Here is an 11561-nt window from a genome sequence, read left to right on the forward strand (position 1 = left end):
CTCCTGATGCTCAAGCAACGCCCCTTCCTGATCGAAGCCCTGACCGCGATCGGCTTGATCGCAGCCCCCTTCGTGCTGCCTCATCTCGGCTTCGCGCCGAACACCGTGAACAGGATCCTGGTCTGGGGCCTGTTCGGCCTCGGCTTCGACATCCTGTTCGGCTTCACCGGCCTGCTCTCGTTCGGCCAATCCGCCTTCTACGGCACCGGCGGCTTCGTCGCCGCCTACCTGCTGACCCGCGCGGGCTTCGGCAACGTGCTGGGCGCGCTGATCATCGGCATGATCGCGGCGGCCGCGACCGGCTACCTGATCGGCCTGATCGCATTGCGCCGCACCGGCATCTATTTCGCGATGATCACCGTGGCGATCGCGGAGGTGTTCTTCTTCGTCGAGTTCAATCCACTTTCCGATTTCACCGGCGGCGAGAACGGCCTGCCGGGGGTACCGACGCCGAGCTTCGATCTCGGCTTCACCTCCATCCACTTCACCAATGGCTGGTCGCTCTATCAGTTCATCGCGCTGTGCTACTTCGTCGGCGTCGTCATCGCCCTCAGGATCGTGCGCTCGCCGGTCGGCGCGATTCTGAGTGCGATCCGCGACAATCCGCTGCGCGCCACGGCCGTCGGACACAACATCCATGGCTACAAGCTGACCGCCTTCGTGATCGCAGCCGCTTACGCGGGCTTCGCCGGCGGACTGCTCGGCGTGCTCCAGGCCTTCATGCCGCCCGACGCCTTCACCTTCGACACCTCGGGCCAGCTCGTGATGCAGACGGCCATCGGCGGCAGGGGCACGCTGTTCGGACCGCTGGTCGGCGCAACCGTTTGGCTCTTCCTTCAGGACTTCCTCCAGTCCGCGCTGGGCCTCGGCGCAGCCTGGAAGCTGGTGCTGGGTGTCGTCTTCGTGCTGCTGGTCTGCTTCCTGCGCGGCGGCATCATCGGCGGTCTTGCCGATCTCTACCGCCTCGTCTCGGGCAAGCGAAAGCGAACGGATGCGGAGATGGAGCAGGAGGCCGCTGACGCCGAGGCCACACTGCAACCCCCACCGGCGCCGATGCAGGCCAAGGAGGTCGCGCATCCCGCATATTCCGGGCCGATCCTGAAAGCCACCGGCCTGACCAAACGCTATGGCGGTCTCGCCGCCAACAGCGACATCGATTTCAGCGTCAATCAGGGCGAGCTGCGCGGGATCATCGGCCCCAACGGCGCCGGAAAATCGACCTTCTTCAAGATGCTGACCTGCGAGATCGCGCCGAGCTCCGGCCAGATCGTATTCGAGGGGCGAGACATCACGGGATTGAAGGTGACCGAGGTCTGCCAGCTCGGCCTCACCAAGAGCTATCAGGTCAACCAGCTCTTCACCGGGTTGACGGTGCGGCAGAACCTGACGATCGCAGCGCTGGCCGAGCTCCGTGGAAAATTTCGGCTCGACCTGTTCCGCAAGCTCTCCAGCGTCAAGGGCCTGACCGAGCAGGTGGAGCACACGCTTGCCCTCGTCAATTTGAGCCGCCGGGCCGATACGCCGGTATCCGAGCTCGCCTATGGCGAGAAGCGCAGGCTCGAAATCGGCCTCGCGCTCGCCACCTCGCCGCGCCTGCTGCTGCTCGACGAACCGCTTGCGGGCATGAGCCCACGCGAGCGCGTCGAGACCGTCAAGCTGCTCAAATCGATCGCGCGAGGGCGCACCATGATCATCATCGACCACGACATGGATTCGCTGTTCGAGCTGGTCGAACGCGTAACGGTGCTCCAGGAAGGCAAGGTTCTGCTCGACGGCACGCCGGAGGAAATCAAGGCCAACGCCGCCGTGCAGGAAGCCTATCTCGGCGGAGTTCACGGGGAGATCGCCGCATGAGCCTGATCGAGGTCAACGGCCTGAACAGCTATTACGGTGACTCCCACATCCTGTTCGACGTCGCCATGCACGTCGCGCGTCACGAAGTGGTGGCGCTGCTCGGTCGCAACGGCGCCGGCAAGAGCACCACGCTGAAGAGCCTGATGGGGGTCGTGACGCCGCGTAGCGGCAGCGTGAAGTTCGACGGCATCGATATCGCCGGGCGCAAGAGCCACAGAATCGCCCAGGCCGGCATGCAGCTCGTGCACGAGGAACGCCGCATCTTCGGCAGCCTGTCGGTGGAGGAAAACATCGTCCTCGCCGGCATCACTGCGCCGAAACGCTGGCCGCTCGATCGGATCTACGAAATGTTTCCGCGGCTGAAGGAGCGGCGCAACAACCGCGGCACCGAGCTCTCCGGCGGCGAGCAGCAGATGCTCGCGATCGCACGGGCGTTGGTGCGCGACCCCAAGATCGTGCTGCTGGACGAGCCGTTCGAGGGGCTCGCGCCCGTCATCGTTCACGATCTCGTCAAGGCCTGCCGCGAGCTCGCCGCCGCCGGCCAGACCATCGTGCTGGTCGAGCAGAATTTGGCGGCGACGCTGGCGCTGGCGAGCCGGATCTACATCATCAACAACGGGCACATCGTGCACGAGGGGCCGGCGCGGGAGCTCAAGGCCCAGCCGGAGCTGCTCCAGCGCTATCTCGGCGTCTAGAGAGCGGCGATCATTCGCCTGGCGTGAGCGGCGAGCACCGTCATGTCCTCCTTGCGCGTCTGCGCCGGCAGCAGCTCGGTCCCGGCCCTGACCGGCATGACGTGCATGTGCAGGTGAAAGACCACCTGGCCGCTGGCCGGCTCGCTGAACTGCTGAAGGATGATGCCCTCGGCGTCGAACGCCTTCATCGCGGCAATCGCGATCCGCTTGGCGGTTCGGGCGACCGCGGCGAGGTCGTCATCCGCGATGTCGAGGATGCCGCGTGCCCGCGCCCGGGGAACGACCAGCGTGTGCCCGGGCGAGCGCGGCATGATATCGAGGAAGGCGAGGCTACGGTCGTCCCTGAAAACCTCGAAGCAGGGGATCTCGCCGCGCAGGATTTTTGCGAAGACGTTCTGATCGTCGTAGGGCGTCATGGACCCTCCTTCGTTGCGAGGCGCGATCTGACGCGCTCCTTTCCGTTGACGCAAGCAAGCCAGCCGGCCTATCCACGATGCCAGGCAGGATAGTTCCATTGGCGACAGATTTCGATCCCGGACACAGCATCGAGAGTGCGCGGCGCGCGCTTGCGGCTCGGCTGCAATCGGCCGGCATCGAGCAGCCCGCTCTCGATGCGCGCCTGCTCGTAGGGGCTGCGCTGAGGCTTGATCTGACCGGCATGGTGACGCAGGCGGCCCGGCAACTCGCACCCGAAGAGGCTGCGCGGCTGGAAGCGTACGCAAAGCGCCGGCTCGCGCATGAGCCGGTCGCCCGCATTCTCGGCGCTCGGGAATTCTGGGGCCTGCCGTTCCAGCTGTCCGAGGCGACCCTGGTGCCGCGTCCCGATACCGAGACGGTGGTCGAGCTCGCGCTCGAGATCTTTCGTGGGCTCACGATATCGGGACAGCGCCCGCGCATCGCTGATATCGGCACCGGATCCGGCGCCATCCTGCTCGCGCTGCTGCACGAGATTCCCGGCGCGTTCGGGGTCGGCACCGATCTCAGTCTGACCGCGCTCAAGACCGCGAGAGACAACGCCGCGGCTCTCGGCCTCGCCGACCGCGCCAGCTTCGTCGCCTGTTCCTACGCAACGGCGCTCCGCGGCCCGTTCGATCTCGTCGTGTCGAATCCGCCCTACATCCCGTCGGCTGAAATTCCGAAACTGAGCATCGAGGTGCGCGAGCATGATCCGCATCTGGCGCTCGACGGCGGCAATGACGGTTACGACGCCTATCGCGCCCTGATCCCGCAGGCGGCTGAACGTCTCGCCCCCGGCGGAGCACTGATCGTCGAGGCCGGACAGGGCCAGGCCCGAAATATTGAAACCTTGCTGACGGCTGCCGCGTTGGTCGTGGACAGGCCGCCCAAGGCCGATCTGGCGGGCATCCCGCGGGGGGTTTCGGCCCGGAAAATGCCCCCATAAAAGCCGGATTGGGCTGCAAAAAACCTCTTGGAATATCCCTTGGGAACGACTACCTTCCGATCAACACATCGGTGCCGGCCCCGTAGACTTACGGGCGAAAGCCGGGCTCTCGGGCGAGAGCTTACTGATAAAGGTTCCAAGCCGCAGGTCCTGTTGAGCGCGATGGCCATTTGAGCTGCGCTGCTTACCGACCGCAACGTGAACGAAAGCCTGATATTGCGCTTGAAGACTTACGCAACAAAGCAGGGCTTGTTTCGGCAGGCGATATGAATGGGTTCGCTGGCGATGGATGCTGGCGGTGGGGAACGCGTCTTTTGTTGAACGCGACGGTCGACGAACATCGGCAGGGATCAAGCCGCTCTTGCGTGCGGTTGCGCGCAAGCGATGTGAACCGCTGTCATCAGGTCACTCTCGGCAATCAGTAATGCGTGCAACCTTTAGGGCTGGAATTAAAGGCAGGACATGAGAAACGGTCAGAACAAGCAGCGGATGCGCAACCGCAACAATAATAATAATAACAATAACAACAATAATAACCGGCGCGGCCAGAACCCGATGACCCGGGTCTACGAGTCCAACGGACCCGACATCAAGATCCGCGGCACGGCTTCGCATATTGCTGAAAAATATCTCCAGCTCGCGCGCGACGCGCGCTCCTCCGGAGACCCCGTTGCGGCCGAGAACTACTACCAGCATGCCGAGCATTATTTTCGCCTGATCGCGACGGCTCAGGAGCAGTTCCGGCAGAACCAGCAGCCGCGCGGCGATGAGCCCATCAACAGCAGCGGCGACGACGGCGAGGACGACGGCGAGAATTTCTCGAATTTCGGCCAGGAGCCGGGGTTTGTCCCACAGCCGCCACCGCCGCCCTTCACGCGCGACCGCGACGGCCCGCGCGATCATCAGCCGCGTGATCATCAGCCCCGCGACAACCACTATCAGCGCGACAATCAGCAGCCGCGCGAGCATCGCGAACGCGACCATCGTCCGCAGCCGCAATATCAGCCCCAGCCGCAACCGCTGCCGCTGAACCAGCCCCAGCCCGTCGTCGCCGACGCGGTCAGCGTCGATCGTCTGCCGTCCTTCATCACCGGTCCGCAGCCGCAGGTGAACAGTGGCGCGCCCGGCCAGGCCGGCTTCGAAGGTGCTGGTGGTGGCGAGCGCTTTCCGCGGCGGCGCCGCCGCCCGAATGGCCCGCGCCCCGAGCGCGAAGCCGCTCCGGCCGCCTCGAGCGACGAAGTGGCCCCCGGCGAGTAAACCTTTCGCCGGACATCCTGCGCCAGATACCCTGACCTGAATCGTCCCGGCATGTCCGGGACGATTTGTTTTTAGCCGCGCGTCGCCGTCGTCGATGACGGCACCAGCACCGGCTTCGCCAGTGAGGGAATCAGCCGCGCCCGCTCGCGCTTGGCGGGGATCGCGCGGTAGACCTGCTTGGTCGCCTCAACGATGTGCACGCCGGCAAAGGGCAGCGACAGCGCCGCGCCGGCGCGCTCCCACATCTGCGCGGATTTCAGCACCCAGCCGCCAGCATAGGGCGGCATGAACAGCGCCTCGCCCCAGGCGGTCGGGGTGAACCAAGTCTGGCGCAACAGATCGGTGATCTGCGAGCGCGAATAGGGCCGGCCGTGACCGAACGGCGTGCTGTCGGTGCGGGTCCACACCCCGCGCCGGTTCGGGATCACCGCAATCACGCGACCGGACGGGGACAGCACGCGCCACGCCTCGCGCAGCAGCGCGGCCGGATCGTCCGACATTTCCAGTGCGTGGACCAGCAGGATGCGATCCACCGCGGCGTCGGGAAGCGGCAGCGAGAACTCGTCCACCAGCGAGGCGAGCGCCGGCCGTCCCGTCGGCCATTTCAGGACGCCCTGGGCCGACGGCATGAAGGCGATGCAGCGCTCCGCGTCCTCGCGGAACAACCCGAGATAGGGCGTGGGATAGCCGAAGCCGAGCACCCGCTGGCCATCGACGCGCGGCCAGCGCTCCCGAATGCCGCGATTGATCATTTGCCGCGCCACAATCCCGAGGCGACGGGAGTAGAACTCGCGGAGGTCGACGACATCAATGGTCATGATCGCAATGTAACATGCACGAGGCGGCCCCCGCGCGCGGAATATTGCATTGCCTGCGCAACGTTAACGCCATATTTGTCTGACGGAGCTGAGCGCGATCGGAGATGACATGGCCGCCGAAATTCGTACTTTCACCTGTTTAAACGACAATTTCGGTTACCTGATCCACGATGTGGAAACCAAGGCGACGGCGTCGATCGACGCGCCGGAGGCCGGCCCCATCCTGAAGGCGCTCGAGCGCGAGGGCTGGCAGCTCACCGACATCCTGATCACCCATCATCATGGCGATCATGTCGGCGGGGTCGCCGAACTCAAGCAGAAATACAATTGCCGCGTCGTCGCGCCGCATGACAAGACCACTGAGATCGCAGACGTCGACCTGCGCGTCGCCAACGCCGAAATCGTCAAGGTCGGCAGCTTGTTGGGGCGCGTTCTGGAGACGCCCGGCCACACGCTCGACCACATCTCCTACGTGTTCGACACCGAGAAAGCGCTGTTCGCCGCCGACACGCTATTCTCGATCGGCTGCGGCCGCGTGTTCGAGGGCACCTATCCGATGATGTGGGATTCGCTTCTGAAGCTGCGTGCCCTGCCCGACGACTTCAAGCTCTATTGCGGCCATGAATACACGGCGTCCAACGTCAAGTTCGCGCTGGCCGTCGACCCCGACAATGCGGCGCTGCAGGCGCGCGCGGCCGAGGTGGCGAGGCTGCGGGCCGAGAACAAGCCGACCATTCCCTCGCTGCTTGGTGATGAAAAGCGGACAAACGTGTTCCTGCGCGCTGATGAACCCTCGATCGCAGCCAGGCTGCACATGAAGGGCGCGGATGCCACCGCGGTGTTCGGCGAGCTGCGCGAGCGCAAGAACAAATCTTGAGGAACAAGTCCTGAAGATCAAATCCTGACGGGAATCGATGCCGACCGCAGCCGAGATCATCGCGCGCCTTGAACTCCGACCGCATCCCGAAGGCGGGCACTATCGCGAGACGTTTCGCGATCAGACCACCGACACCAACGGCCGCGCGCGCTCGACGCTGATCTACTTCCTGCTGGCGCGCGGCGAGCGTTCGCACTGGCACCGCATCGATGCGGTCGAGAGCTGGCACTATTACGCCGGCAGCCCGCTGACGCTGCGCATCGCCCATGACGGCTGCTCTCAGCACGAGGTGCGGCTCGGCGCGGACCTGTTGAACGGCGAGCGGCCACAGGCGATCGTGCCGGCGGATGCCTGGCAGACGGCGGAGACCACCGGCGAGTGGACCCTGGTCGGCTGCACTGTGGCGCCGGCCTTCGAGTTCGCGAAGTTCGAGCTCGCGCCCAAGGGCTGGGAGCCCTAAGGCCCCGTCGCTTCGGCTTGCGCCGGCAATGACGCTACCGCTTTCGCAGCACCATGTCCTTCGCGGCTATCAGGCCGCCGCCGGCGATCAGGATCGCCGCGATGGTGATATTGGCGCTGGCATTGGCGAATCCGGCGGCGATGAGGAAGCCGGTCGAGAGTAGCGGCGTCGCGTAGGACGCGGCGCCGAGCACGCGGATGTCGCCGCGCTTCATGCCGATGTCCCAGGCGTAGAACGCAGCACCGACCGGACCGATGCCGAGCGCGATCACGGAGAGCCATTGCAAGGTCGTGTCCGGCCACACCGTGGTTTCGAGCAGTCCATGCATCAGCGCGGCGAGCACCGCGGTGGCGAGGCAAAATCCCGCGACCGCATCGGTCGGCACCGCCTTCAATCGGCGCGACAGCACCGAATAGGTCGCCCACACGAACGCTGCGATGAAGGCCGCGGCCAATCCCGGCAATTGACCCTGCGTGAAGCCGGAGGTGTTCCCGGCGAACAGCAGCACGGTGCCGACGAGGCCGAGCACGGCGCCCACGACGTGATGCACGGCAAGCCGCTCGCCCGGCAGCAACGACGAGAACAGCACGATCAGGAGCGGCCACAGATAATTCAGCAGGCCGGCTTCAGCCGGCGGCGCAAAGCGCAGCGCGAGGAAATACAGCGCGTGATAGCCGAACAATCCACCGACACCGACGGTCCACACGGCCAGCGGCTGACGCAGGCTTTTGGCCGCCTCGCCGCGGCCGATCCAGGTGAGCAGGCCGACGAGACCGCCGATTGCGAACGTCATCGCGGCCAGCTGGAACGCCGGGATCTTTCCGGTCGCCACCGTCATCACCGACAGCAGCGACCACATCAGGATCGCGGTCAATCCGATCAGCGTTGCCGTGCGGGGAGTCATCGATCAAAGGCTCTGAGGACGTTTATGCCCGGCACGAGGCCGGGCATTTTCGTCTTCACTATCGCCTTGTCGCGCCTGAAGCTACAGGCATTTGGCTCAGCGACGTTCAGCGGAGAGAATTGGCGCCATCAGGCCTGATATTGGCCGCCATTGATGGTCAGCGTCGAGCCGGTGATGAAGCCGGCCTCGTCCGCCGCCAGGAACACGACCGCGCGCGCGATCTCTTCCGGTTCGCCGAGCCGATTGACCGGGATCTGCGGGATCACGTTCTTTTCCAGGACCTCCTTCGGCACGGCCTGCACCATTTCGGTGTTGATGTAGCCGGGGCAGATCGCGTTGACGGTGATGCCGCCCTTGGCGTTCTCGAGCGCGAGTGCCTTGGTGAAGCCGATGTCACCGGCCTTTGCCGCGGAATAGTTGACCTGGCCGAACTGTCCCTTTTGGCCGTTGATCGACGAGATCGAGATGATGCGACCGAACTTGCGCGCACGCATGCCTTCAATGACTGGACGCGTCATGTTGAACAGCGAACCGAGGTTGGTATTGATGACGGCGTTCCACTGCTCGAGCGTCATCTTGTGAAAGGCGGTGTCGCGGGTAATGCCGGCATTGTTGACGAGCACGTCGATCGGGCCGATCTCGGCCTCGACCTTCTTCACGCCCTCGGCGCAAGCATCGAAACTGCTGACGTCCCATTTGTAGACGGCGATGCCGGTCTCGGCCTTGAACTTCTCCGCCGCGGTGTCGTTGCCGGCATAGCTCGCCGCCACCTTGTAGCCGGCCGCCTTCAGCGCCTTGCTGATCGCAGCTCCGATGCCCCGCGTACCACCCGTCACCAATGCAACACGTGCCATATCGTATTTCCTTCCCTTGGACTCTTCGGACGTTTCTGAGCGATCGTTTTTAAGCGCGGATTATGGGGCACGTTTGACGGACATCAAGAACAAAACGCCCGGCGTCGAGCCGGGCGTTTCTCTTTAGTCGAGGCTTGTACGGTTGCGAAGAATATTTGATTTGCAACCGCCGCCTTTTTAATCGCGTGCAACGCACTCAGTCACGTGTGCAGCGCACGCGCAAATGACGCGGCAAATATCTTCAGTCGCGCGCCACACACATCGCGATACCCATGCCGCCGCCGATGCACAGCGTGGCGAGACCCTTCTTTGAATCCCGCTTCTGCATTTCGTGGAGCAGCGTCACCAGAACGCGCGCGCCGGAGGCACCGACCGGATGGCCGATCGCGATCGCGCCGCCGTTGACGTTGACCTTGGAGGTATCCCAGCCGAGATCCTTGTTGACGGCACAGGCCTGCGCCGCGAAGGCTTCGTTGGCCTCGATCAGGTCGAGATCGCCGACATTCCAGCCGGCCTTCTTCAGCGCGGCACGCGAGGCCGGGATCGGGCCCGAGCCCATGATCTTCGGATCGACGCCGGCCTGCGCCCAGGACACGATGCGCGCGAGCGGCTTCTTGCCTTCCTTGGCAGCCTGCTTGGCGGTCATCAGCACCACGACCGCAGCGCCGTCATTGATACCCGACGCAGAGCCCGCGGTGACCGTGCCGTCCTTCTCGAAGGCCGGACGGAGCTTCGCCATCGCGTCGACCGTTGCGCCATGGCGCGGATATTCGTCGGCGCTGACGACGACATCGCCCTTGCGTCCCTTGATGGTGACGGGAACGATTTCGTCGTTGAATCTACCGGCCTTCTGCGCGGCTTCGGCCTTCTGCTGCGAGGCGACCGCGAACTCGTCCTGCTGGGCGCGGGTGATCTGCCACTGCCGCGCGACGTTCTCGGCGGTGTTGCCCATGTGATAGCCGTTGAAGGCGTCCCACAGACCGTCCTTGATCATGGTGTCGATGAATTCGACTGCACCCATCTTGACGCCGCCACGCAGGTACTGGGCGTGCGGAGCCATGCTCATGGATTCCTGGCCGCCGGCGACCACGATCTCGGAATCGCCGTTGAGCAGTGCCTGATAGCCGAGCGCAACGGTGCGCAGGCCCGAGCCGCAGAGCTGGTTGACGCCCCAGGCCGGGCTCTCGACCGGAATGCCGGCATTGATCGAGGCCTGGCGGGCCGGGTTCTGACCCTGGGCGGCGGTCAGGATCTGGCCCATGATGACTTCGGAGACCCGGCCGGGCTCGATGCCGCCGCGCTCCAGCGCGGCCTTGATGGCGATGGCGCCGAGATCATGGGCGGGAAGGGTTGCGAACGCTCCGTTGAAGCTTCCGACCGGGGTGCGGGCGGCGCTGACGATGACGACATCGTCTGACATGGGCATCTCCTGGGTTGAATGGGGGCAGACGGGGCTGGGGAAACGGCTCGCCAGTCTCGGACGGCATCCTGTTAACGTCGTTGAGGCATGTCAATCGGCCGGCGGCCGAATTCATCCCGCAGCGCATTCAAAATAGCGTTCTTGGCGCTTTCGCAAGCACGTTTTTGCTGCCCGATTAACCGTGGCGCACAAAACGGTAGCGTGACCCCTTTGAAAATGCTTATTTTGTTGCGTTGCGTACTCTTCCCGCCCTGCGGCATAGCCCGTCAGGTTCCCGTTCTCCGCGCTTGCAAGTGAGAGCCCATGGCGAAATCAGACCAACCCACCACCATCAAGAAATACGCGAACCGCCGGCTCTATAACACCGGGACGAGCACTTACGTGACGCTGGAAGACCTCGCCTCCATGGTCAAGGACGGCGAAGATTTCCTGGTCTACGACGCCAAGACCGGCGACGACATCACCCGCTCCGTACTTGCCCAGATCATCTTCGAGCAGGAGAACAAGGCCGGCCAGAACCTGCTCCCGACCACTTTCCTGCGCCAGCTCATCCGCTTCTACGGCGACAGCATGCAGATGGTGGTGCCGAAATATCTGGAGCAGGCCATCGCGTCGCTGACGCAGGAGCAGGAGAAGTTCCGCAAGCAGATCGCCACCTCGCTGTCCGGGACCCCGTTTGCGCCGCTGGAGGAACAGGTTCGCCGCAACATGGAGCTGTTCCAGCAGACCTTCTCGATGTTCAAGCCTTTCGCGCCCGGCGCAGGCCGCCCCGCCGGCTCCGCGGAGCCGGCGCCCGAGCCGACCGCAGAAGCCCCGAAGGACAGCAATATCGACGATCTGCGCCAGCAGATGAAGGACATGCAGGAACGCCTCGAGCGGATGTCGAAGAAGGACGAATAGGTCCTCTCGTCGCGCTCGCGTCGCGAGCGCCGCGGCCCGCTGATTTCCTCAGCAGTCCCCCACCTCGTCATTGCGAGCGCAGCGAAGCAATCCAGAATCCCTCCGCGGAGGCAGCCTGGA

At 64.5% G+C, this 11561-nt stretch carries 12 protein-coding genes; 7 read left to right on the forward strand and 5 right to left on the reverse strand.

What is annotated here, in order from left to right:
* The first annotated feature begins 6 nt into the window (after positions 1 to 6).
* Positions 7 to 1854, forward strand: a complete 1848-nt coding sequence (locus IVB41_RS15925; RefSeq protein ID WP_247432546.1) for an ABC transporter permease subunit — start codon at positions 7 to 9, stop codon at positions 1852 to 1854.
* Positions 1851 to 2549, forward strand: a complete 699-nt coding sequence (locus IVB41_RS15930) for an ABC transporter ATP-binding protein (protein WP_027568017.1) — start codon at positions 1851 to 1853, stop codon at positions 2547 to 2549. The genes IVB41_RS15925 and IVB41_RS15930 overlap by 4 nt, the downstream gene beginning before the upstream one ends.
* On the opposite strand, the gene IVB41_RS15935 is transcribed toward IVB41_RS15930, so the two are convergent.
* Positions 2546 to 2965 carry an HIT family protein gene (locus IVB41_RS15935; RefSeq protein ID WP_247432549.1) on the reverse strand — a complete coding sequence of 140 codons (420 nt, stop codon included), beginning with the start codon at positions 2963 to 2965 and terminating at the stop codon, positions 2546 to 2548. The genes IVB41_RS15930 and IVB41_RS15935 overlap by 4 nt on opposite strands.
* A 77-nt stretch (positions 2966 to 3042) precedes the next feature.
* Here IVB41_RS15935 and prmC point away from each other — a divergent pair, with 77 nt between their 5' ends.
* On the forward strand, positions 3043 to 3951 hold the full coding sequence (gene prmC, locus IVB41_RS15940) for a peptide chain release factor N(5)-glutamine methyltransferase (RefSeq protein ID WP_247432552.1): 909 nt from the start codon (positions 3043 to 3045) through the stop codon (positions 3949 to 3951).
* A gap of 462 nt (positions 3952 to 4413) precedes the next feature.
* Complete coding sequence (locus IVB41_RS15945) at positions 4414 to 5208, forward strand: DUF4167 domain-containing protein (protein WP_247432555.1); 795 nt, start codon at positions 4414 to 4416, stop codon at positions 5206 to 5208.
* A 71-nt stretch (positions 5209 to 5279) separates the two neighbouring features.
* Here the strand turns inward: IVB41_RS15945 and IVB41_RS15950 are convergent, their stop codons facing one another.
* Complete coding sequence (locus IVB41_RS15950; RefSeq protein WP_007599158.1) at positions 5280 to 6026, reverse strand: class I SAM-dependent methyltransferase; 747 nt, start codon at positions 6024 to 6026, stop codon at positions 5280 to 5282.
* Between the two features lie 109 nt (positions 6027 to 6135).
* Here IVB41_RS15950 and gloB point away from each other — a divergent pair, with 109 nt between their 5' ends.
* Both gloB and IVB41_RS15960 read left to right on the forward strand, forming a co-directional pair.
* Positions 6136 to 6903 carry a hydroxyacylglutathione hydrolase gene (gene gloB, locus IVB41_RS15955; RefSeq protein WP_027568021.1) on the forward strand — a complete coding sequence of 256 codons (768 nt, stop codon included), beginning with the start codon at positions 6136 to 6138 and terminating at the stop codon, positions 6901 to 6903.
* A 37-nt stretch (positions 6904 to 6940) separates the two neighbouring features.
* A complete protein-coding gene (locus tag IVB41_RS15960) occupies positions 6941 to 7363 on the forward strand; it encodes a cupin domain-containing protein (RefSeq protein WP_247282948.1) in 423 nt (140 codons plus the stop codon).
* A 34-nt stretch (positions 7364 to 7397) separates the two neighbouring features.
* On the opposite strand, the gene IVB41_RS15965 is transcribed toward IVB41_RS15960, so the two are convergent.
* The 3 genes from IVB41_RS15965 to IVB41_RS15975 form a co-directional block, all read right to left on the reverse strand.
* A complete protein-coding gene (locus IVB41_RS15965) occupies positions 7398 to 8267 on the reverse strand; it encodes a DMT family transporter (RefSeq protein ID WP_247432558.1) in 870 nt (289 codons plus the stop codon).
* 128 nt (positions 8268 to 8395) lie between these two features.
* Positions 8396 to 9121: an acetoacetyl-CoA reductase gene (gene phbB, locus IVB41_RS15970; protein WP_247432561.1), complete on the reverse strand. Its 726-nt coding sequence runs from the start codon at positions 9119 to 9121 to the stop codon at positions 8396 to 8398.
* A gap of 241 nt (positions 9122 to 9362) precedes the next feature.
* Entirely contained in the window at positions 9363 to 10541 is a 1179-nt protein-coding gene (locus tag IVB41_RS15975) for an acetyl-CoA C-acetyltransferase (protein WP_027515119.1), read from the reverse strand.
* Positions 10542 to 10844: 303 nt separating this feature from the next.
* Here IVB41_RS15975 and phaR point away from each other — a divergent pair, with 303 nt between their 5' ends.
* Positions 10845 to 11441, forward strand: a complete 597-nt coding sequence (gene phaR, locus IVB41_RS15980) for a polyhydroxyalkanoate synthesis repressor PhaR (protein WP_027568025.1) — start codon at positions 10845 to 10847, stop codon at positions 11439 to 11441.
* Positions 11442 to 11561: the final 120 nt, after the last annotated feature.

The organism is Bradyrhizobium sp. 44, from assembly GCF_023073095.1.
GTDB lineage: Bacteria > Pseudomonadota > Alphaproteobacteria > Rhizobiales > Xanthobacteraceae > Bradyrhizobium.

What these genes read in the sequence shown, in the direction of transcription:
- IVB41_RS15925 (WP_247432546.1), top strand. Translation starts at nt 7, where the DNA reads ATGCTCAAGCAACGCCCCTTCCTGATCGAAGCCCTGACCGCGATCGGC.
- IVB41_RS15930 (WP_027568017.1), top strand. Translation starts at nt 1,851, where the DNA reads ATGAGCCTGATCGAGGTCAACGGCCTGAACAGCTATTACGGTGACTCC.
- IVB41_RS15935 (WP_247432549.1), bottom strand. Translation starts at nt 2,965, where the DNA reads ATGACGCCCTACGACGATCAGAACGTCTTCGCAAAAATCCTGCGCGGC.
- prmC (WP_247432552.1), top strand. Translation starts at nt 3,043, where the DNA reads ATGCCAGGCAGGATAGTTCCATTGGCGACAGATTTCGATCCCGGACAC.
- IVB41_RS15945 (WP_247432555.1), top strand. Translation starts at nt 4,414, where the DNA reads ATGAGAAACGGTCAGAACAAGCAGCGGATGCGCAACCGCAACAATAAT.
- IVB41_RS15950 (WP_007599158.1), bottom strand. Translation starts at nt 6,026, where the DNA reads ATGACCATTGATGTCGTCGACCTCCGCGAGTTCTACTCCCGTCGCCTC.
- gloB (WP_027568021.1), top strand. Translation starts at nt 6,136, where the DNA reads ATGGCCGCCGAAATTCGTACTTTCACCTGTTTAAACGACAATTTCGGT.
- IVB41_RS15960 (WP_247282948.1), top strand. Translation starts at nt 6,941, where the DNA reads ATGCCGACCGCAGCCGAGATCATCGCGCGCCTTGAACTCCGACCGCAT.
- IVB41_RS15965 (WP_247432558.1), bottom strand. Translation starts at nt 8,267, where the DNA reads ATGACTCCCCGCACGGCAACGCTGATCGGATTGACCGCGATCCTGATG.
- phbB (WP_247432561.1), bottom strand. Translation starts at nt 9,121, where the DNA reads ATGGCACGTGTTGCATTGGTGACGGGTGGTACGCGGGGCATCGGAGCT.
- IVB41_RS15975 (WP_027515119.1), bottom strand. Translation starts at nt 10,541, where the DNA reads ATGTCAGACGATGTCGTCATCGTCAGCGCCGCCCGCACCCCGGTCGGA.
- phaR (WP_027568025.1), top strand. Translation starts at nt 10,845, where the DNA reads ATGGCGAAATCAGACCAACCCACCACCATCAAGAAATACGCGAACCGC.